Annotated in this window: 19 protein-coding genes; 8 read left to right on the forward strand and 11 right to left on the reverse strand. The window is 55.6% G+C overall.

Features of this window, described 5'->3' with window-relative positions; translation table 11 throughout:
• Nucleotides 1–117 precede the first annotated feature (117 nt).
• The 4 genes from Q0932_RS05130 (at nucleotide 118) to Q0932_RS05145 (ending at nucleotide 6,347) form a co-directional block, all read left to right on the forward strand.
• A complete protein-coding gene (locus Q0932_RS05130; protein ID WP_299350261.1) occupies nucleotides 118–2,670 on the forward strand; it encodes a PBP1A family penicillin-binding protein in 2,553 nt (850 codons plus the stop codon).
• 132 nt (nucleotides 2,671–2,802) lie between these two features.
• Nucleotides 2,803–3,930 (forward strand): peptide chain release factor 2, encoded by a 1,128-nt coding sequence (gene prfB / locus Q0932_RS05135; RefSeq protein ID WP_299350263.1) that lies wholly within the window; start codon nucleotides 2,803–2,805, stop codon nucleotides 3,928–3,930.
• A 134-nt stretch (nucleotides 3,931–4,064) separates the two neighbouring features.
• Complete coding sequence (locus tag Q0932_RS05140) at nucleotides 4,065–5,480, forward strand: amidase (protein ID WP_299350265.1); 1,416 nt, start codon at nucleotides 4,065–4,067, stop codon at nucleotides 5,478–5,480.
• Between the two features lie 63 nt (nucleotides 5,481–5,543).
• A complete protein-coding gene (locus tag Q0932_RS05145) occupies nucleotides 5,544–6,347 on the forward strand; it encodes a DUF2189 domain-containing protein (RefSeq protein WP_299350268.1) in 804 nt (267 codons plus the stop codon).
• Between the two features lie 7 nt (nucleotides 6,348–6,354).
• On the opposite strand, the gene Q0932_RS05150 is transcribed toward Q0932_RS05145, so the two are convergent.
• The 3 genes from Q0932_RS05150 to Q0932_RS05160 all read right to left on the reverse strand — a co-directional run bounded on the left by Q0932_RS05150 (nucleotide 6,355) and on the right by Q0932_RS05160 (nucleotide 8,654).
• Nucleotides 6,355–6,570 (reverse strand): hypothetical protein, encoded by a 216-nt coding sequence (locus Q0932_RS05150; RefSeq protein WP_299350270.1) that lies wholly within the window; start codon nucleotides 6,568–6,570, stop codon nucleotides 6,355–6,357.
• On the reverse strand, nucleotides 6,567–7,718 hold the full coding sequence (locus Q0932_RS05155) for an aromatic ring-hydroxylating dioxygenase subunit alpha (protein WP_299350272.1): 1,152 nt from the start codon (nucleotides 7,716–7,718) through the stop codon (nucleotides 6,567–6,569). Before Q0932_RS05155 ends, Q0932_RS05150 begins: the two co-directional genes overlap by 4 nt.
• 120 nt (nucleotides 7,719–7,838) lie before the next feature.
• Nucleotides 7,839–8,654 carry a helix-turn-helix transcriptional regulator gene (locus tag Q0932_RS05160; protein ID WP_299350273.1) on the reverse strand — a complete coding sequence of 272 codons (816 nt, stop codon included), beginning with the start codon at nucleotides 8,652–8,654 and terminating at the stop codon, nucleotides 7,839–7,841.
• 223 nt (nucleotides 8,655–8,877) lie between these two features.
• On the opposite strand from Q0932_RS05160, the gene Q0932_RS05165 reads away from it, so the two are divergent.
• Nucleotides 8,878–9,243: a hypothetical protein gene (locus Q0932_RS05165; RefSeq protein WP_299350275.1), complete on the forward strand. Its 366-nt coding sequence runs from the start codon at nucleotides 8,878–8,880 to the stop codon at nucleotides 9,241–9,243.
• Nucleotides 9,244–9,300: 57 nt separating this feature from the next.
• On the opposite strand, the gene ilvN is transcribed toward Q0932_RS05165, so the two are convergent.
• The 4 genes from ilvN to Q0932_RS05185 form a co-directional block, all read right to left on the reverse strand.
• Complete coding sequence (gene ilvN, locus Q0932_RS05170) at nucleotides 9,301–9,864, reverse strand: acetolactate synthase small subunit (protein WP_299350276.1); 564 nt, start codon at nucleotides 9,862–9,864, stop codon at nucleotides 9,301–9,303.
• Nucleotides 9,865–9,875: 11 nt separating this feature from the next.
• Nucleotides 9,876–11,630 carry an acetolactate synthase 3 large subunit gene (locus Q0932_RS05175; protein ID WP_299350277.1) on the reverse strand — a complete coding sequence of 585 codons (1,755 nt, stop codon included), beginning with the start codon at nucleotides 11,628–11,630 and terminating at the stop codon, nucleotides 9,876–9,878.
• 438 nt (nucleotides 11,631–12,068) lie between these two features.
• Entirely contained in the window at nucleotides 12,069–12,713 is a 645-nt protein-coding gene (locus Q0932_RS05180; RefSeq protein WP_299350279.1) for a response regulator transcription factor, read from the reverse strand.
• Nucleotides 12,710–14,134 carry a cache domain-containing protein gene (locus Q0932_RS05185; protein ID WP_299350281.1) on the reverse strand — a complete coding sequence of 475 codons (1,425 nt, stop codon included), beginning with the start codon at nucleotides 14,132–14,134 and terminating at the stop codon, nucleotides 12,710–12,712. Before Q0932_RS05185 ends, Q0932_RS05180 begins: the two co-directional genes overlap by 4 nt.
• A 246-nt stretch (nucleotides 14,135–14,380) precedes the next feature.
• Between Q0932_RS05185 and Q0932_RS05190 the strand changes: the two genes are divergently transcribed.
• The 3 genes from Q0932_RS05190 to Q0932_RS05200 all read left to right on the forward strand — a co-directional run bounded on the left by Q0932_RS05190 (nucleotide 14,381) and on the right by Q0932_RS05200 (nucleotide 18,870).
• A complete protein-coding gene (locus Q0932_RS05190; protein ID WP_299350283.1) occupies nucleotides 14,381–15,463 on the forward strand; it encodes a TRAP transporter substrate-binding protein in 1,083 nt (360 codons plus the stop codon).
• A gap of 111 nt (nucleotides 15,464–15,574) precedes the next feature.
• Nucleotides 15,575–16,498: a TRAP transporter small permease subunit gene (locus tag Q0932_RS05195; protein WP_299350284.1), complete on the forward strand. Its 924-nt coding sequence runs from the start codon at nucleotides 15,575–15,577 to the stop codon at nucleotides 16,496–16,498.
• Between the two features lie 17 nt (nucleotides 16,499–16,515).
• Nucleotides 16,516–18,870 carry a TRAP transporter large permease subunit gene (locus Q0932_RS05200; RefSeq protein WP_299350286.1) on the forward strand — a complete coding sequence of 785 codons (2,355 nt, stop codon included), beginning with the start codon at nucleotides 16,516–16,518 and terminating at the stop codon, nucleotides 18,868–18,870.
• Nucleotides 18,871–18,960: 90 nt separating this feature from the next.
• On the opposite strand, the gene Q0932_RS05205 is transcribed toward Q0932_RS05200, so the two are convergent.
• The 4 genes from Q0932_RS05205 to Q0932_RS05220 form a co-directional block, all read right to left on the reverse strand.
• Nucleotides 18,961–19,350, reverse strand: coding sequence for a VOC family protein (locus Q0932_RS05205; RefSeq protein WP_299350288.1), 390 nt, complete (start codon nucleotides 19,348–19,350; stop codon nucleotides 18,961–18,963).
• Between the two features lie 2 nt (nucleotides 19,351–19,352).
• Nucleotides 19,353–20,174 carry an arginyltransferase gene (locus Q0932_RS05210; RefSeq protein ID WP_299350290.1) on the reverse strand — a complete coding sequence of 274 codons (822 nt, stop codon included), beginning with the start codon at nucleotides 20,172–20,174 and terminating at the stop codon, nucleotides 19,353–19,355.
• Between the two features lie 59 nt (nucleotides 20,175–20,233).
• A complete protein-coding gene (locus tag Q0932_RS05215) occupies nucleotides 20,234–20,689 on the reverse strand; it encodes an RDD family protein (protein ID WP_299350291.1) in 456 nt (151 codons plus the stop codon).
• Nucleotides 20,690–20,764: 75 nt separating this feature from the next.
• Nucleotides 20,765–21,193, reverse strand: coding sequence for a DUF2852 domain-containing protein (locus tag Q0932_RS05220; protein WP_299350293.1), 429 nt, complete (start codon nucleotides 21,191–21,193; stop codon nucleotides 20,765–20,767).
• Nucleotides 21,194–21,330 lie beyond the last annotated feature (137 nt).

Below are 21,330 nucleotides of genomic sequence, written 5' to 3' on the forward strand. Positions count from 1 at the left end.
ATTGGCAAAAAGGCGCGCAGTGATGTCGGCGATGTGTTTTGACCCCGTGCGCGACGGAATATATAGAGACCGAAAGACCTGTTTTTCAGGACCACGTACACGATACCGGAGCATAATGTGCTAAGAGCCATTCTTACATTTCTCGGCAGCATCTTCACTTTTGTGACGATGGGTCTCGCCGTGGTTGCTCTGTCTATCGGGGCGGTCCTGTGGATGTATGGGCGGGATTTGCCGAGCCACGAAAGCTTGGCGCAATATAAACCCCCAACGATCAGCCGTATTTATTCGAACGAAGGTCGGATCATTGATGAGTTCGCCCGCGAACGCCGGTTGTTTGTGCCTTCAGATCAAATCCCCGATCTCGTGAAACAGGCGTTCATCTCTGCGGAAGACAAGAATTTTTATCATCACTCAGGGTATGACGCCCGCGGGATTGCCGCAGCAGGGGTCGAAGCCATTCGCTCGCGCGGTCAGACGGTTCGTGGCGCCTCGACAATCACGCAGCAGGTGATGAAAAACTTCCTCCTGTCTGGTGACCGCAAGATCGAGCGGAAGATCAAAGAAATCATTTTGGCGACACGGGTCGAAGAGACACTGAGCAAAGATCAAATTCTGGAGCTTTACCTGAACGAGATTTTCCTGGGTCAGAACTCTTACGGTGTGGCCGCTGCCGCACAGACCTATTTCAACAAATCCCTGTCAGATCTTGAACCGCATGAGGCGGCAACATTGGCGTCCATGCCGAAGGCGCCGGGCAAATTCCACCCGGTTCGCAATTATGACCGCGTGTTGTCGCGCCGCAACTTTGTTCTGAAAGAAATGGCCGAGAACGGTTACATCACCGAAGCGGCCTATGAAGCGGAAAAGGCGTTGCCACTGCGGTCCGTGCAAAATGGCGACTTTGACAGTTTCAAATCTGCTCTGCCGCCGCGCGACTATTTCACCGATGAAATTCGCCGCCAATTGAGCGTGGATTTTGGGGAAGAGGAATTCTTCACCGGTGGCATGACCGTGCGCGCGACTATTGATCCAGAGATGCAAGAGATTGCGGCGCGTGCGCTGCGTCATGCACTTGAAAAGTATGACCGTTCGCGCGGCTTGTGGCGTGGAACAGGTTTAAAGCTGGCCGCGGAACAATTGGCCGATGAGGCCACATGGCGCGAAGCACTTGGGGCACTGGAGGTTTCGCGCGATGTAGACCTCGAAGGCCATTGGTATCCGGCAGTTGTGCTGGAGGTTGGCAATAACGATGCCCGCATCGGGATCGAAGGTGTTGAGGACGACGATGATGGTCATTGGATTCCTGCCAAGGATGTAACCTGGGCGCGTAAGCTGAACGAAGATGGCACCCGTGGACGTAAGGCCAAAGTGGCCGGAGATCTCGTTGATGTTGGTGACGTTGTGTTGGTGCGCGCGATTACCAAAGAAGAGAGCGGCGAGTTCGTACGCTGGTCGTTGCGGCAGGTCCCGGAAGTGCAGGGCGGCTTTATGGCGATGGACGTCAACAACGGCCGCGTGATTGCGATGCAGGGTGGCTTCTCATATCAGGATTCGGTCTTTAACCGCGCGACACAAGCCAAACGGCAGCCCGGTTCATCCTTTAAGCCCTTTGTCTACGCCTCGGCACTGGACAGCGGTTACAGCCCGGCGACCATCGTGATTGATGCGCCGATTGAAATTGATACGCCGCAAGGCGTATGGCGCCCGCGCAACTCGACCAACAAGTTCTACGGGCCAACCCCTCTGCGAACCGGTATTGAAATGAGCCGGAACCTCATGACCATTCGTCTGGCGCAAGAGGTCGGCATGGAAGTCGTGGCCGACTATGCAGAACGCTTTGGCGTTTATGACGATATGGGGAAATTCCTTGCCAACTCACTCGGGTCTGAGGAAACCACGCTTTTCCAGATGGTTGCGGCCTATGCCATGTTCGCCAACGGTGGTGAACGGGTTGAGCCAACCCTGGTGGACCGCGTACAGGACCGCTATGGCAAGACGATCTATCGTCACGACCAGCGCGAATGTACCGATTGTGATCGGGCTGATATCGCCACCAACCGTGGCCCGCGTATTGTGACCAATCGCGAGCGGGTGATGGATGCGGTGACTGCCTATCAGCTGACTTCAATGATGCAGGGTGTTGTGACGCGCGGCACGGCCTCCAGTCAGGTCCAGCTGCCTGTGCCAATCGCGGGCAAGACCGGCACCACTAACGAAGCCAAAGACGTCTGGTTTGTCGGCTTTTCTAGCACTGTTGTTGCAGGCTGTTACATCGGCCATGACCGCCCACGTCCTTTGGGGGCAGGGACCTATGGGGGCACCACCTGTGGCCCGGTTTTCCAAGAGTTCATGAGTGAGGCCATCAAGAAATACGGTGGCGGTAAGTTCCGCGTGCCTCCGGGCGGACATTTCATCAAGATCGACCGCTACTCTGGCGCGCGTTTGGCCAATGATGCGTCCGGTCCGAGTGTTGTGGCGGAGTACTTCCGTGATGGCGAAGAGCCGATCTTTGGTATCACTTTTGACGGTGGCTTTGCGATGGGATCGAACCTGCCATTGTTCGACGAGGTGCATGCAACCGGAACCGAAGTCACGACGTCAGATGGCGAAACCACTGTGGTTGGACCCAAAGCGACGTTTGGCACCATGAGTTCGGGTGGTCTTTACTAACGGGCATCACTCCGTCTGGCACATCTTCCAGCATTTTGAAGCAATCGCTTTGCGAGACCGACTGGTGCCTTGCCCGCGCTCATGGGGTGGTTTATCACCCAAGCCTGACCAAATTTGAATGGATCCGACCCGATGCGCGCCGAAGCCCAGAACACTGTTGCCAAGATCGAGAAATCTCTGGAGCTTTTGCGCCAGCGGATGGATTGGGAGACGGCGTCTTTTCGGTTGGAAGAATTCAACGCCCGCGTCGAAGACCCTGACTTGTGGAACGATCCGGAAGCCGCACAAAAACTGATGCGCGAGCGTCAGAACCTGGTTGATGCAATTGAGACCTGTACATCGATTGAAACTGACATGAACGACAATGTCGAACTGATCGAACTGGGTGAAATGGAAGAAGACGAAGAGGTCGTCGCCGACGCCGAAGCGGCTTTGACCAAACTGGCTGTGAAGGCTGCGGAAAAAGAGCTCGAAGCCTTGCTGGACGGCGAAGCGGACGGCAATGACACGTTTCTTGAGATCAACTCGGGCGCTGGTGGTACCGAAAGCTGTGACTGGGCGTCGATGCTGGCGCGTATGTATGTGCGTTGGGCTGAGAAAAAAGGCTACAAGGTCGAGCTGCAATCAGAGACAGCCGGTGAAGAAGCGGGCATCAAATCTGCCGCTTACAAAATCTCGGGGCACAATGCCTATGGGTGGCTGAAATCTGAAAGCGGTGTTCATCGTCTGGTGCGTATTTCGCCCTTTGACAGTGCCGCCAAGCGCCATACCTCTTTCACCTCGGTAAAAGTCTACCCTGTGGTCGATGACAATATCGAAATTGAAGTGAACCCCGCAGACATCCGGATCGATACCTATCGTTCGTCAGGCGCAGGTGGTCAGCACGTAAACACCACCGACTCGGCGGTGCGGATTACCCACCATCCTACGGGTATCGTGACCACGAGCTCGGAAAAATCCCAACACCAGAACCGTGACATTGCCATGAAGGCGCTGAAGTCTCGGTTGTATCAGATGGAATTGGATAAGCGGTCTGCTCTGGTCAATGAGGTGCATGAGAACGCTGGCGATGCGGGCTGGGGTAACCAGATCCGGTCTTACGTGTTGCAGCCCTATCAGATGGTCAAAGATCTGCGCACCAACTTTGAGACCTCGGATACCAAGGGCGTGCTGGATGGTGATCTGGATGGGATCATGGCGGCCACCCTTGCGATGGACGCCTCTGGCAAGAGCCGCGCCGACGCGCAATCCGAGGACTAGGGCAGGGGCCAGCCCCTCTTGGCCCCGGACAAGGTCCGGTGCCAATTCACCCCGGGATATTTAGAGCCAAAAGAAGCCTGGACCTTGCATGCAGCTGCGAGGACGGTAGCCTGTTGTCATTGAGGGAGGCAGTAATGGACATACTGGACCGGGACGCGGTGGAGATTCTGGCTGCGCTGCACGCAGGTGAAATGACGTGTGAAGCGCTAATGGCCGAGACCTTGGCGCGGATCAAAGCCGTGAATGGCAGCGTCAACGCCTTGGTATCGCTGCGTGATTCCGCAACACTGATGAATGAGGCGCGCGCGGCCGATCAAGTTCAGCGTGAAGAGCGCGGCGCGCTTCATGGTCTGCCTTTTGCCGTCAAAGACCTCGCCGCGTTGGTCGGCCTACCTAATTCGCAAGGCTCGCCGCTCTATGCCGATCAGGTACCCCAGCAGGATGATACATTGGTAGCCCGGCTACATGCTGCTGGCGTGATCTTTGTTGGCAAAAGCAATGTCCCAGAGTTCGGTCTCGGTTCGCACAGTTACAATCCGGTCTTTGGCGTGACACGCAACCCCTATGACACCACGCGCGCAGCAGGGGGCTCGTCCGGAGGCGCCGCGGCGGCACTGGCCACGGGAATGGTTTCGCTGGCGGATGGATCGGACATGATGGGGTCTTTGCGCAACCCGGCAGCCTTTTGCAATGTCTATGGATTTCGCCCCAGTTGGGGCGTGGTGCCCCGCGAACCGGGAAGCGAAACGTTTCTTCAACAACTCTCCACCCTCGGACCGATGGCCCGCAGCCCACGTGACATGGCGTTGATGATGTCGGTGATTGCCGCGCCCAACCCTATGGTTCCACACAATGCCCCTGTGCAGGACTGGACGCTTGAGCCGCCGCAGTCGCTGTCCAACGTATCGGTCGGGTGGCTCGGTGATTGGGGCAGCGCCTATCCGATGGAACCGGGCATTCTTGAGATGTGTGAAGCGGGGCTAAAAGGCTCTGGCTTTCATGTGGAGGGGCTGGACGCCCCGTTTGCCGCTGAAGATTTATGGTCCAGCTGGACAACCTTGCGCCATTGGGCCGTATCGGCAGAACTGGCTGCGGATTATTCAAACTCAGAGCGCCGCGCACAACTGAAACCAGAGGCGCAATGGGAAACCGAAAGAGGTCTGGCGCTAACCGCGTCGCAGATCAGCCAGGCAGGTGCATTGCGGGCGCGTTGGTATGAAGTTCTGGCGGACGTGCTTCAACGTTATGACGCGTTGGCGCTGCCCGTGTCCCAAGTCTGGCCCTTTGATGCAGACATTCCTTGGCCGCGTGAAATCAATGGGCAGGTGATGGACACCTACCATCGATGGATGGAAGTTGTTGTCCCTGTCAGCCTGGCCGGCGTGCCTGCCATCAGTTTGCCGATTGGCTTTGGCGACAGGGGATTGCCGATGGGGGTACAACTGTTCACAGCCAAAGGACGCGATCGTGACCTGTTGAATTGGGCACAAGCCTATCACGACACTACTGGTTGGCCGCAAAAGTGTCGGGCTCATATTCAGAACAGTTGATTTGTGTAAGCCCAGAGGGTCTTATCACATAACATTGGGCGACATGCATTTTGGGAGGAGTGGATGCCGGATAAGCCAGAACTGGGCGTACCCCCGCTGGGAGAGGTGACTTTCGCGATGTTGCGGGGGGCGTTGGCGCGCGGATGGAAGGATTTCCTGGCTCGGCCCGGATATGGTTTCGTGTTTTCGGCGTTCTATGTGATCGCTGGCTGGTTTTTGACGTGGCTTACGGTGGAAACCGGTCATACCTATTGGCTGGTGTTTGCCGCGATTGGCTTTCCCTTGATCGGCCCCTTTGCTGCAGTGGGACTTTACGAGGTCTCGCGGCGTCTTGAACAAGGGCGCGCGATGGACATCTACGCGATTTTTGGCGTGATCGGGCGGCAGGGGAAACGGCAACTGCCGTCTATCTGTGCGGTGATCATTATTGTATTTCTGTTCTGGTTCTTTCTGGCGCATATGATTTTTGCACTGTTCCTGGGCCTTTCAACCATGACCAATGTCTCAACATCCTTTGAAGTCTACCTGACCGGCAATGGTTTGGTGATGTTGGTGGTTGGATCGGTGGTTGGCGCGCTCTTTGCGTTGCTGTTGTACATGATAACCGTGATCTCTTTGCCCTTGTTGCTGGATCGCGAGGTGGACTTTGTCACCGCCATGATCACCAGTTTTCAGGCCGTTTCACAGAACTTCATTCCAATGATATTTTGGGCGGCCCTTATTGCAGGGCTCACCTTTCTGTCGCTTCTTCCCGGGTTTATGGGCCTTTTCATTGTTTTGCCGCTGTTGGGGCACGCGACCTGGCATCTCTATTCTCTGATGAAAGAGGCCGGTGTGGACGAAGAGGATTTGGCAGAAACTACCTGACCACCGTTTATTGCTCGCGCCCCATGTGTCTAAGGCGCTGGCGGAGCGCATCCGCGCGTGCATCGTTTATCTCCAACGCAAACACATAGGCATGCGTCAGGAAGAACCCCAGTTCAGTCTCATCCTGCGCCTGATCTGCGGCCTCGGTGTAGAGTGAGACCAGTGCCGCCCTGTCATGGCTCGCATGGGCCTTCAGTAAGCGTTGGTCGAGACTGTCCGTCACTCTGCCGCCTGCGGCAGGTCACGGTCTGACAGGCGCGACGCGACCCAGGAATGGAAACAGTGGGTCGGCCCATCCATTGCGGGGGAGAACCGCCCGCCATCGAACCCCAGTGCATGGCGACCCTGCTGCATGCCTTCGACAACAAAAACGTCTTCTTCAAAAACCACCCGCCATTGTTCGGTGTTTTTGCCCCGCATGTCTGCATCGGTTTCCGGCGTGGCATAATAGAGGTGAATATGCTCAACAGTTCGGTCCAGTGCCAAGGGTTCCAGTACGATGGCGAAAGCATGATCGCGTTGCGCGCCAAGCAACACGTTGGGATAGACGGCGATGTATTCGGCGCCTTGGTCCCATTGGTCTGAGAGTCCCTCAAAATCCGGGAAAGTGGTGCCATCGTCGCCTTTGAGCTGTTGATAGACCAACGTGCCCTGACCCGAGTAGAGGCCTGCTTCGTTAATGTTGTAATGATCTTCCAGTCGCGAGATTGCGTTTAGCCCCGGATGGACCCACGGCAGATGATAAGCCTCGCAGAAATTCTCAACTGCGAGTTTCCAGTTGCTTTGAACTTCCAGATCAAATCGGCTGTCCGAGCCGCCGTGATAAAGCGGCTTTTCCACTTCCGACCAGCGCTTGAGAAGATCCGCGTGCACCTCTTCAAAGGCTGGCGCGTCGCCAGAGACGTTGACGAATACAACGTCGCGCCAGATATGGCTGCGCACTTCGATCAGGCCAAGGTCTTCGCGTTTCATGCAATCATGCGTGTTTTGGCCTGGGCCGCCCACATGCGGCGTGGTGACCAGACGCCCATTCGTCGCGTAGCACCAGGAGTGATAGGGACAGCGGATGGCCCCTTCGATTTTACGCGGTTCATCAACAAGGATCATGCCACGGTGGCGACAGGTGTTGTAAAAGACCCGAACTTCTCCCTCTTTGTCACGGATTAACAAAAGAGGCATGCCCAGAAAGCTTAGTGGCACCGCGTCGCCGGGTTCCGGGACATCCGCTGCGACAGCGAGGCCGGTCCAGGTAGACTGCAATACGGCCTGTTTCTCATCTTCGAAACAGCTCGCGTCAGTGTACCACTTATTGCCAAGACCATTGGCAGTCTCAATAGGGCGCATGACCCCGGAAAGGTTTGGCTGTGTCATCCTGTGCTCCTGTTTCCCGCGACTCAAATCATACGCGCAATTGCATCAGTCAATTGCTGATCTGCGACTCGACAATGCGATTCGCGACACGAATTCGTTTCTGACCGGGGCTAATAGGCGTCAGGAAAACGGGCGATCCAGTTGCAATAACTTGCGGTGATAGGGGATCAGCTCATCGGGTTTGCAAAACCCGACCGAGCGTGCAGCACTTAGCACGGCGCCAGTGTCTGACCCAAGATGCTCATAGACCAGACGGGCCGCACGGCAACCGGTAACAGTTTCCCGTACGGTGCGAGTGGCGTACCCAATCCAATAGTGATTTTGAAACGATGCGACCCGGCTGAGATAGTTGAACGAAGTCGCCATCGTGTTCTTGTGGGACACAAGCGCGGCAAGACCGTCTTCCTGCGGCAAAACGACTCCGCGGAACTCTCGCGTTTTCTGATCTGTGGGAAGCCCTTGTTGGCGCATACCTTCTTTGGCTTCATAACCTCGGATAAACGTATGTTTGTCTTGGCGAAATACATAGACCAGACCGATGATAATCAGATCAGCTTCGGTGAAGCTCAGTCTTGAAAACCGATAAAACCCGTCCGGAAAGACATCTTGTGGAATGTCAGTCATTCCAGTCCCGACAAAGTCAGCGATGAGTGGATGATTGAGCACACCACGTTCGGTGGACAAGCTGTTGATGGGTTCCAGAAGGATGCGGGCATCCACATCAAAAAACTGGCACATCCGGTGCAAAACGTCAGGTCGTGGAAAGCTCTCGCCCGAGAGGTAGCGATTGAATTGCGTGCGATTGATGCCCAGTTCCCGACACAGCTGGGAAACAGACGGATATCGGTCCGCCAGAATCCGCAGGTTTGCACCGAAAATTTTCCGAAGTTCCGCTGGAGACGGTTGAGAATCTTGGGTTCCCGAGGCGTTTGTCAATGCAATCTCCGGTTGATTTTTTTTGTTTTACTCGCGCTTAAGGCGCAACTGTATCCGATACTTGGCGCAGATTGACGCTATTTGGCGCCACTGTGATGCAGTTTGGCACCAGGAGTTTGTCTTGTCGACACAATTTCGTTGTGTCCGACGCCCAAATTTCAATGTGCAGGTCGGGAAACTTTTGTGAAACTCATAGGGAGGGCAAAAAGGAGTTAGAACTCAGATGCTTGGCGTGGTTCTGTGGAGTGATAATGCGGATAAAAAAGCGGTTATCTGGTGCGAAGATCAAGGCGATTTAGCTTTTTTTAACGGGGACAATTACATGCCTCGAGAACTGGTGGACTTGGACGCCGGAGACTTGGTTCATTTCGAACTTCAGCAAGAAAAGCACCTGCGCTATGCCCACAATCCTCGGCGTATCGAACAAGGGGCGTACGAGGGCTTGGCGGGTGCGCTGCAAGAGGCTGCGAAGCCACGCCAGCCAAATGAAATGGGCAGGTCTGCGACCAAGCCGCAAGCTTCGGCAGACGTGATTCTGTTTACCCCCCATGTTACTGAGAGAGCGGACCGCGAACTGGTTGCTGTCTAAACGCAAAGGGGACCGTTTATTGGTCCCCTTTTTTTAACACTTGATCGGTTCTGACTGTTATTCGGCACCGCGTGATAGGGCCGCAACTCCCGTCCGGGCGACTTCTACCAGACCCAAGGGGCGCATCAGGTCGGCAAAAGCGTCAATTTTCTCTGACGCCCCGGTGATTTCAAACACAAAACTTTCCAGCGTTGAATCCACCACATTGGCGCGGAAGATATCGGCCAGCCGCAGGGCCTCGACGCGCTTTTCTCCGCTGCCGGTAACCTTGAACAACCCAAGTTCGCGCTCAACTGCAGCGCCTTCTACGGTCAGGTCATGCACCTCGTGAACCGGAACGATCCGACCCAGCTGTGCCTTGATCTGCTCGATCACTTGCGGCGTGCCTGTGGTCACAATGGTGATGCGCGACTGGTGACCCAGATGATCCACCTCGGCCACGGTCAGGCTTTCGATGTTGTATCCGCGGCCTGCGAACAGACCGATCACCCGCGCCAGGACACCTGGTTCGTTGTCGACCCGCATTGCCAGCGTATGAGATTCCTGCACGTCAGAAAACGTTGGGCGCAGGTTATAGGCGGAGTGCTTGTTCGAGCCTTTTTTGATTTTTAGAGCAGCCATTTCCGTTCTCCTTACACTAGAACCGCGCCGCCAGCTTCGATCGCGCCTTGCGTCGAAGCCTCGCCCAGAAGCATTTCATTGTGCGGCTTGCCCGACGGGATCATCGGGAAGCAGTTCTCGTGCTTTTCAACGAGGCAATCAAAGATCACTGGACCATCGTGATTGATCATTTCCATGATCGCGTCATCCAGATCATCTGGGTTGTCGCAATAAATCCCTTTGGCGCCAAAGGCTTCGGCGAGTTTCACAAAGTCGGGCAGGGCTTCGGACCAGCTGTGTGAATAGCGTTCACCGTGCAGGAGTTCCTGCCATTGGCGCACCATACCCAAACGTTCGTTGTTCAGGATGAACTGTTTCACGGGCAAGCGGAACTGAACCGCGGTCCCCATTTCCTGCATATTCATCAACCAGGAGGCTTCGCCCGCCACGTTGATCACCAGCGCATCGCGATGCGCCATCTGCACACCGATAGACGCAGGGAAACCATAGCCCATCGTGCCCAGACCACCGGAGGTCATCCAGCGGTTGGGGTCTTCAAAGCCCAAGTATTGTGCGGCCCACATTTGGTGTTGGCCCACTTCGGTGCAGATGTAGCGGTCGTGATCCTTGGTCAGCGCTTCAAGCCGTTGCAGCGCATATTGCGGCTTGATGATCTTGCCTTCCTGTTTGAAGCTCAGGCAATCTGTTTCACGCCATTTGTCGATCTGGCCGTGCCATTTGGTCAGCGCCTCTTTGTTGGTCTTGCGACCGCGGGCTTTCCAAACCTTGAGGATATCCTCGAGAACATGGCCAACGTCGCCAACGATCGGGATATCGGTTTTGATGACCTTGTTGATCGACGAGGGGTCGATGTCGATATGTGCTTTTTTCGACTTGGGCGAAAACGCTTCGATCAACCCGGTGATCCGGTCGTCAAAGCGCGCCCCGACGTTGATCATCAGATCACAGCCGTGCATCGCCATGTTGGCTTCGTACAATCCGTGCATGCCCAGCATGCCCAGCCAGTTCTTGCCAGATGCCGGGTATGCCCCCAGACCCATCAGGGTCGAGGTGATCGGAATGCCTGTGGTGTCGACCAGCTCGCGCAGCAGCTGTGACGCGGCCGTGCCCGAATTGATAACGCCGCCACCGGTATAGAACACAGGCCGTTCGGCCTTTTCCATCGCTTCCACGAGTTCGGTGATCGCCTCGATATCGCCCTTCATCTGAGGTTGGTAATGCGAGGTTTTCGCCGCCTGAGGCGGGGTATAATCGGCGCTGGCAAACTGCACATCCTTGGGGATGTCGACCAGAACCGGTCCCGGACGACCGGACCGCGCGACATGGAACGCCTCATGGATGAGGCCAGACAGGTTTGCCGTGTCTTTGGCCAGCCAGTTGTGCTTGGTGCAGGGGCGGGTGATGCCAACAGTGTCCGCTTCCTGAAAGGCGTCCGAGCCAATCATGAATGTCGGAACCTGGCCAGAAAGCACAACAATCGGGATTGAGTCCATCAGAGCATCAGTCAGGCCGGTTACCGCGTTAGTGGCCCCGGGACCAGAGGTCACAAGCGCGACACCAACCTTGCCGGTTGAGCGGGCATAGCCTTCGGCGGCATGTACGGCCCCCTGTTCGTGGCGCACCAAGATGTGACGAATATCGTTCTGCTGAAAGATCTCGTCATAAATCGGTAGGACTGCCCCGCCGGGATATCCGAATACCGTGTCCACACCCTGATCCTTAAGGGCCTGAACTACCATTCTCGCTCCGGTCATCTGACGTGTCATGTGTCTCTCCGTTTACAACGTCACAGTTTTCATACGCATAAAAAAGCCCCCGATCGTCTGACGGGGGCGCATGGGGAACCGTTATGGTGTCCGTTACCGGCCCATGCGCCAATTTCCCACGATGACGACTAGCTGTTCCACAGCAAGCGCTCCTTCAAAATGCGTGCGCGGACATTATTAAGGGCAGGAGAGGGCGTCAACAGGGAAATCTGCGCTGCAGTGCAATAATCTCACAGAAAGTGTCGCTTCGGGTCGAAAATCTTTCCGAAAGTTGCGCAGATCGAGGTGTGATCTGAAGAAACAGGAAAGTTGGGTGCTGATTCTGCTTCTCCTGGCCAAAAAAGCTTTTCGGAGTGAGCGTTCGCTTTGCCCGTTAAAACCGACGAGAGGGGCGGCGCCCCTTGAGCAGGTTTAGCTTTCAGGTCTCACTTCTAGGCGTTAAAGGCCTACACCCGTGCCTTGCAGCACGCCGTGCTCCATTGCATAGCGCGTCAGCCCGGCGGTCGAGCTGATCCCCAATTTGCGCTTGATGTTTTTGCGGTGGGTTTCAACCGTGCGAACCGAGATATTGAGGGCACTTGCAACTTCTTTGTTCGACTTGCCTTGGGCCAGTTGCAATAGAACTGTCTGCTCGCGACTGGTCAGGCTTTCGCGCATGTCATCGCCCGATGGTTCCAAAGATCCCTTGGCGCCAGTGCACAGGTAACGTTCGCCTTGCATCACCGTATCAATGGCAATCTTGATCTCTTCGGTTGGCACATCTTTGAGGATGTAGCCGCGCGCGCCATGGCCCAAAGCGGTTGAAATGTATTCCGGGCTGTCATGCATCGACAGGATTAAAATGCGCGTGTCGGGGTTCGCCTCGAGCAGCATCTCGGTTGCGGTCAACCCACCGATCTCGGGCATGTTGAGGTCCATCAACACCACATCCGGGTTGAGACCACGCATTTGTTCCACGGCTTCGCGACCATTGGTCAGGGTGGCGATCACCGCAATATCACCGTAGCTCTCCAACACGGATTGAATACCCTCGGCGACCATTGGGTGATCATCGACAATAACAACTGTGGTCTGTTCACTCATGCGCGGGCCTTTCTGGTCTCGGTCGCGTTTTCCTGTGGTTGCAGCATATGTGTCAGCGGAACTTCGGCCACGATAACCGTTCCCGAGCGTGACGAGAAGATGCGCAATGTTCCTTCAAGCTGTTCCACACGCTCCTGCATGTTGCGCAAGCCAAGTCCCGAGCCGGGTTGCGAGGTCGTCTCGGACGGGATGCCACCGCCATCGTCGGCAATGCGCAGCGTGGCGCCTTTCTTGTGGCCGCGCACGTCGATGGTGACCTTGCTGGCACCGGCATGACGTTCGATATTGGTCAAAGCTTCTTGAGCAATCCGGTAGAGCGCAATCTTGGCGTCTTGGTCCAGACGATTGCGAAACACCACCGTGTTGAAGTCCACATCAATTCCGGTGCGGGTAGCAAAGTCATCGGTCAGCGCCTTGAGGGCAGGGCCCAAGCCAAGATCATCCAGCACTCCGGGGCGCAAATCACGGCTGATCCTGCGCACTTCCTGAATGGCTCCTGAGAGATGGTCGATGCCCTTGTCCAACATGTCTTCACCGCTGCGATCACCCGCGCCAAGTCGCCGTCGAGCGCTGTCCAGTGCATACCTTACGCCAACCAAAAGCTGGCTGATCCCGTCATGCAACTCACGGGCCACGCGTCCGCGCTCTTCTTCTTGGGCATCAAAGACCCTTTGAGTCAGTTCTTTGAGCTTGGTTTCTGCCAACCTGCGCTCGCGAATGGTGATGAAGAGGCCAGACATGAACACCAGCAAAAGAGCCGCCAGCGTGATAGCCAGAATGTACATTGATGTCTGACGCACGCGTGTCTCAACATCTGCGCGCGCCTTGGCAACCGAAGCCAGGACATCGTCAATGAAAACCCCCGTACCCACGGCCCAACGCCAGCTGGGAAAAGACGTCACATAGGTGATCATCCGCGCTTCTTTCCCGGTTGATGGCTTTTGCCAAAGATAGCTGTGGTATCCCGCACCCTGTCGGGCAATCGCGATCAACTCGTCCACAACAGGCGTACCTTCGCTATCTGTCAGGCCGGACCAATTCCGGTCGATCATATCAGTTTGGCGCGGGCTCACGAGGTTTTTGCCGTCATAGTCGTAGACAAAAAAGAACCCGTCGGTGCCATAGATCATGGCTGCCAGGATCTGCATGACTTGACGTTTGGCGTCTTCATCGTCTGGAGCGGCGCTACCATAGACATAATAAAAGCCGTTACGCGCCTGGGTCACATAGTTGCGCAATTCGGCCTTTTTGGCTTCGATCAACTGATCTTCCAAGGTCGCAATCTCGCGCTCGGCCAGCTGTCGTGACTGGTTCGCCACCAAGAGCGAAATCGCCGCAACCGCCAGAATGAGCGGTACGGTGGCCAGCAGAAACAGCTTTTGCCCATAAGACAGGCGCAGGAGCGTCATCAGTTTGCGCATTGTGATTCGATAATAGGGAATCGGTGCGAATCATAGCGCTGATTGCCAGTTTTTAGGCGGTTCATGCATGATTTACGCAGTAATACGGAGGGAATTGGTCAGAAAATCTGCCAGTTCGGTCTGAGAATACGTAGTACTTGGTATTCCCTAAAGTCAGAGGCAAAGCTAACCTTCCGTCACTTGCAACGATCCGTCCGTGTGCCAAAAGGCATGTCGGACTGAACTAATTCTGGGAGGATTACCTATATGGATCGTCGTTCTTTTCTGAAGACTTCTGCTCTGGGCGGCGCGGCCGCTGCTACCACTCTGGCGGCTCCGGCGTACGCAACAGGCAAACGCACCTTGACCATGGTGCAATCATGGCCACGTGGCTTTGCTGTTCTTGATGATGCCGCAACCTACCTGCAAACCATGGTTGGCGAAATGTCGGACGGTCAGCTGACCATCGACAAGAAAGCACCGGGCGAGCTGGTTGGCGCGCTGGAAGTGTTTGACGCCGTGTCGTCGGGCCAAGCTGATATGTATCACTCGGCTGACTACTACTTCATTGGTCAGCACCCTGGTTATGCATACTTCACCGCGGTTCCATTTGGTGGCACGGCACAGGAAGTTTCGAACTGGTACTATCACGGTGGTGGTGAGCAGCTGCACGACAAGCTGGGCGAAATCTTCAACCTCAAAGGCCTTCTGGCTGGTAACTCCGGCTCGCAGTCGGGTGGTTGGTTCCGCAAAGAAATTAACTCGGCAGCAGACTTCAACGGTCTCAAGTTCCGTATGCCTGGTCTGGGCGGTAAAGTGCTGGGTAAACTGGGCGCATCTGTTCAGAACATCCCCGGTGGTGAACTGTATCAGGCGCTTTCTTCGGGCGCGCTGGACGGTCTGGAGTGGGTTGGCCCAATGGCTGACGAACGCGCCGGCTTCCAGGAAGTTGCCAAGATCTACTACACTGCTGGTTTCCACGAGCCAGGTTCGGCGCTTGCAGCCAACATGAACCTCGACGTTTGGAACGAGTTGAGCGATCAGCACAAAGCGATCATGCGCTACGCTTCTATGGCGACCACGCAGCTTCAGCTGTCGGAAACTCTGGCCAACAACGGTGCCGCACTGGCCCGTCTGCAGGCTCAGGGCGTCAAGACCCTTCAGTTCTCGGACGATGTTTGGGATGCGTTTGGCGCGGCTTCTGCCGAAGTCATGGACGAAAACATGGGCGACGAACTGTTCGCAGAGATCCGTGCTTCGTTCGAAGCTTCGCTGGCCACCTCGGCAAGCTGGATCAACAAATCGGACGGCTACTACGTTCAGCAGCGTATCCGCGTTCTGGGCGGCTAAGCCACCCTTTCAAAACACAGGTGGGTTCCGGAGTACCGGGACCCACAAACAGGTCTGAGCAGGTCAAAACAAAAATCGCCTGCTCCACCAACAATTTCCTAGGGGGACAAGATGCAGGACGACGGCGGCTCAGGCTTCGGCGCGCTTCTGGATGGTATCTGGTGGTTCATCCAGAACATCGGCATGGCCTTTTACAACTTCGGATATGCGATCACGCACCCGCAACTCTGGCTGGACTGGTCCAATAAAGAAGCGGTGATGCGGTTTGTTTATTACGGCGGATCGGTCGAGTTTTTCTTTGTTGTGTTCACACTGTTCCTCGTGGTGACCGCGATTGGAATGTGGCGCAATTCTTTCATGTGGCTCTGTGTTCGGGTGCTGGAAGGGTTTGCTAACACCACCGGGCGTTTCTTTGCCTGGGCAGGACTTCTGATGGTTCTGCAGCAGATCATCATCGTGTTTATGCAGCGGATTTTCACCCGGCCGGACATCGTGTTCGGGTTCGGCGTTCCGCTCCAGTTCGACATCAGCTGGTACGCTGAAGAATTGAAGCTTTACAATGCGTTGGTCGTTGCTCTTTGCGCGACATACACCTTTGTCCAAGGCGGACATGTGCGAGTGGATCTGGTCTATTCGGCAGTGTCGCACCGGGTTAAAAAGACGATCGACATGTTCGGGTCTTTGTTCTTTATGATGCCCATGGCCGTGCTGACATGGCTTTACGGCTGGTACTTCATGTGGCGCCACCTGATTGTTCCGAAACCCTCGGCTTCAGATACGCTGGACCGTCTCTTGTTGAAATCTCGCGCTATGCGCTGGAACGTCGAGTTTATTGGCCCGTCGCCGAACGGATTTACCGCGTACTTCCTGTTCAAAATCCTTCTCGTCGCCTTTGCTGGCATGGTCTTCCTGCACGCAATCGCCTTCTTCTATCGCTCGTATCTTGAGCGCAAGGAAGGCATGGAAAGCGACGGCAAATACCTCGACCGCGATACGCTGGGCGAGGGTGAAGAAGCCTACGAAGGCACACACTGAGTTAAGGGGCAGTTACTATGTTGTTTGGACTTGATGGGGTCGAGATCGGCCTGATTATCGTCTTCCTCTGCCTCTTCGGGGGCATCCTTTCGGGCTTTCCGGTGGCTTTCGCCATCGGCGGAGCGGGGATTATTTCCTTCGGGATCATCGCAGCACTCGACAGTGCCGGGATCCTGATTCACCAGGCGATTGATACATCGTCAGCCATGTATGCGGACCTTGTCTCGCAAGGGATTAAGGCCGATACGATCTCGGTCTTCCGATACCCAGACTTGCCGCGTATCGAAGAAGCTGTGTTCCCACGCGGATGGGAAGTTGCGATGGATCGCAACGTTTCCTTCATCGTGAACCGGATCAACGAGCGTGTTCTTGCGGGTCAATCGATCGAAACCCTTCTGGCTGTTTTGATGTTCGTCCTCATGGGCATCACGCTTGAGCGGTCTAAAATTGCAAACGACCTTCTGACCACAATGGCGCGCGTCTTTGGCCCGCTGCCTGGCGGTCTGGCCGTTTCGGTTGTTGTTGTGGGAGCGTTTCTTGCGGCCTCGACAGGGATCGTTGGTGCGACCGTGGTCACAATGGGGCTGTTGTCCCTGCCAACCATGTTGCGCAACGGATATTCTCCTGAGCTTTCGACGGGGGTGATTGCCGCGTCGGGCACGTTGGGGCAGATCATTCCGCCGTCAATCGTGATTGTTCTGTTGGGTACATTGGCAGGCGATCTCTATTCAGCTGCCCAAGAAGCACGCGCGCAGACTGCGGGATGTACCGATGCGCTGACCTATCTGGGTGAGCCAGCGGTTGTGTCGGTCGGAACCTTGTTCCAGGCGGCGCTGGTTCCCGGTGTCATGCTGGCGTTGCTTTATGCGCTCTATGCCTTTGGCTACGCGCTATTCAATCCGTCGAAAGCACCTGCTGTGGCAATGGGATCAACCAATGCCGAACCAGTGAGCCGTAACGAAGCGTTCACCTGGTTCCTTGGTATTCCGGTGCTGCTCATCGCGGGTTTCTTTGTCTTGGGCAATGTCAACGTGATCGGTTCGCAGTCTTTGCAGGTCGACTCATATACTGACATCGGTGAGGCCGCCTCTTTGCGCACAAATGTCAGCGAGGCCTGTCAGGCGTCGATGATAGAACTGCACGGACAAGAAGCCTGGGACGAGGCCGTGGCTGAATCCGCCGCGATTGAAGCCGATGGCGGTGTTCAGCAGAGTGTGAAACTGTCGGACGAAGAGATCGCCGAACGCGTCGCCACCAAAGAGGCCAACGCGGCCCCGATTGGAACAGGTATCTCGATCCTGATGGTCATGGCAGCCTTGGTTCTGGTCTTTGCCCGCGGCGTGAGCCCGTCGGCAGACCGTCGTCCGCTGATCATCGGCGCGGTTGGGGTAATCCTGGCCTTTATCGTCGATATCGTGCTGATTTCGCCTTCGACCAGTGCAGGTGCCAGCGTGGTGCTGTGGCTGATCCCCTTCGCTCTGACGATGTATGGCTGTACGCACGCAGCAGGCTATATGTCCAAGAACGAATTGATCCGTGTGGTCTTCCCACCACTGGTTCTGATCGTGGCTGTTCTGGGTTCAATCCTTGGTGGCATCACCAACCCAACGCCGGCAGCGGCGCTTGGGGCAGGGGGTGCGTTGATGTTGGCGGCCTACCGTCGTCTTCAGGACGAAGAGCGCAGTGGCAAAGTGATCCTGTTCTCTACGGTCGCGATCATGCTGTGTATCCTGATCGGCATTAACTTTGACTTGCGGATCAACCAAGGCGACGTGAGCTTTGAAAGCTGGGTGGCGTTCTTCTTCGCCTATGCGGCCTATCTCTACGCAGCCTTTGGTCTTTTGTTCTCGTGCTACGTCCTGTTCAAGGGCGGCATCCTGACCCCGGTGGTACGAGAAACGGCCAAGGTGACCTCGATGGTCTTTACCATCCTGATCGGTTCGCAGTTGCTCAATCTGGTGGTGATTTCCTTTGGTGGCGAGCACTATATCCAGCAGTTCCTCAAGAGCTTTGACAACGAGTTCACGGTGTTCCTGATCGTGATGTTGGTGCTCTTCGTGCTGGGCTTCGTGCTCGACTTCCTCGAGATCATCTACATCGTGATCCCGATCGTCGGGCCGGTGATCTACGGTGGTACTTTCGATCCGAAATGGGTCACCATCATGATCGCCGTGAACCTGCAGACCTCGTTCCTGACGCCACCCTTTGGCTTTGCGCTGTTCTATCTGCGCGGCGTTGCTCCGAAAGAGGTGACAACCGGGCATATTTATCGAGGTATCATTCCGTTCGTGTTGATCCAGGTGGTGGGGCTGGCCTTGTTGTGGTCCTTCCCGATCATCGTGACCTTCCTGCCGGACCTGATCCCGAACTGACCCGGATGAGGATAGACAAAGTACAAGCGGGGGCCTTTGGGCCCCCGTTTTCGTTTGCGCACTCGGATCTTAGAATCGCGGTGGATCGGCTCAGGAGGATAACTGCAGCAAATCCCAACGATGGCCAAACGGGTCACGCCACACGGCAACCGTCCCATAAGGCTCGTGACGCGGTTCCTCTTCAAAGGTGACACACTTGGCCAGCATATCTGCGTGGTCGCGGGCAAAATCATCGGTGTGCAAAAACAACCCGATACGCCCGCCGAATTGATTGCCAATGACGGCACTTTGCGCGTCGTCCGCAGCGCGAGCTAAAAGAATGCTGGTCTGGGCCGTTCTATCCGGTGCGATCACAACCCAGCGTTTGCCGCCGCCAAGATCAGTGTCCTCGCGCAGGTCGAATCCTAAGGTGCCAACATAGAAACCCAGCGCCTTGTCATAGTCTGGAACGATCAGAGAAAAGGCATGCAAGTGACGCACGATCAGCCCTTGGGTGCGCGAATGTCGGGCAAAGACAGATTGGCAACCTGCTCGGCAATTGGGTCTGTCAGCAGCGGGTGTCGCTTGCTGTCAAAGCGCTCTGGCTCGCCAATGTCCTGCCAGTGTCCATCGGAGTAAACTTCCAGCCCCGAGAAATTTCTTTTGTAGCCCATCTTGGTGCTGCCAGGCACCCAATAGCCCAGATAAACATAAGGTAATCCCGCCTCTCGCGCGATCTCTATGTGATCCAGGATCAGATAGGTCCCAAGGCTCTGGCGCGGAACATCCGGCGTGTAAAACGAATAGACCATACTGACCCCATCATCGAGGATGTCCGTCAGCGACACACCAATCAGATCATGGCTGTCATGGTCGGTATACTCAACAACACGGCTGCGGATCGGGGTTTCCTCAATCATCGCGGCGAATTCGAAGACATCCATGTCCGCCATTCCACCGTCAGCGTGGCGGCTGTCCAGATAGGTGCGGAACAGATCATATTGGTCTTCGGTTGCCCAAGGTGACGTGGCTCTGCGCACCAGATGGCTGTTGCGCTTGATAATCCGCTTTTGGCTACGCGATGAGGAAAATTTAGCCACATTGATACGCGCTGAAAGGCAGGCAGAACAATCTGAACAGGACGGGCGATAAAGCACATTCTGTGAGCGACGAAACCCCTGATGCGACAGAGTGTTGTTCAGGGCCGCGGCATGTTCACCCTGCAACGCCGTAAACAACTTCCGCTCCATCCGCCCCTCAAGATAAGGGCAGGGCTGGGGCGCGGTCACGTAGAACTGCGGGGCAAGAGGAAGTGTGTGACGCATATCGTCCTGATCAGTAGCTCAATCAGGACGATAGCACGGATTTTCCCGAGGCCAAGGGCCTAGTAGCGTGCCGCACGATTGATTGCGACAGATCCCATAACGTGGTCGGTCAAACCTTGGCCGCGAGACGACATCAACATCAGCCCGATCGAGATCAGTTGCAGCGGAAAGATCGAGATCGACACGTGGTACCCCAGCGTGTGTAAAAAGGCGCTGCCAAAGTCAAAGTGGCGCCCGGTGCGGTCGCGAAACTCAATCGATGTCAGGCGCATGCCCCACGTGGCCGAGTGCGTGCTCAAAGTGATCGTGCGATAGATAAACCCGACGATAAGCAGGATGAACGCAAAGAAAAACAGGCCCACAACGGTAAAGAGCGCCACCACCGATGAGATTGCCACGATGACAACCAGATCGATCACCCAGGCGATCAACCGTTTTGTGGGAACATCTGCATAGAACGCTGGTTGTGTGTCAGGATCTGGAAGTTGAAAGTCCATTTGGGCGGTCGTGCTCATTTTGGGGTAGGGTCCTATGTCAACAATAGTTCAGTGGCCCCGATCGGGGCCACTGGGTCTTTTGTGGGGGCAGGCTTAAGCCTGCGGAGCCTCACGTTCTGCTGCGGCGGCTGTGGCGCGTTCGTCCATAAACTCGTCGAACTCGGCCTTGTCTTTGGCTTCACGCAGACGTTCGAGGAAAGTTTCAAAGCTTTTCTGCTCGTCTTCGAGGCGGCGCAGCGTTTCTTCGCGGTAAGCGTCAAAGGCGCGGTTGCCTGTTGGGGTCATCACGTGCATCGCATGACGGTGGCGGCGGCTGCAGGACTTGTTGAACATGGTTGAACTCCAGCGATTGGTGTAGGTGATGTAAAAAACTAGGGCCAGGCCGATGGGCCAGAACAGGATAAAGCCTAGGATCATCGCGGCGATCCAAGCGCCTTTGCCTTTGCTGTCAAGCCAGGCCACGCTGCGTGTAAACCAACCGGTTGGGCTGGAAGCGACGGGGGCAGTGGCAGAAGGTGTCATGTTTTTCTCTCCGTGGTCTGTAATGTAAATCGTCTTCACATCCCCAAAATCGGCATGTGGAGGTGCTTTTGCAAGTGGCTATGTGAATGTTTTTTACATTATCTGAATAAGATATTGTAAAAAAACAAATAATAGTG

This window comes from uncultured Shimia sp. (assembly GCF_947498095.1).
In the GTDB taxonomy this organism is placed as follows: domain Bacteria; phylum Pseudomonadota; class Alphaproteobacteria; order Rhodobacterales; family Rhodobacteraceae; genus Shimia.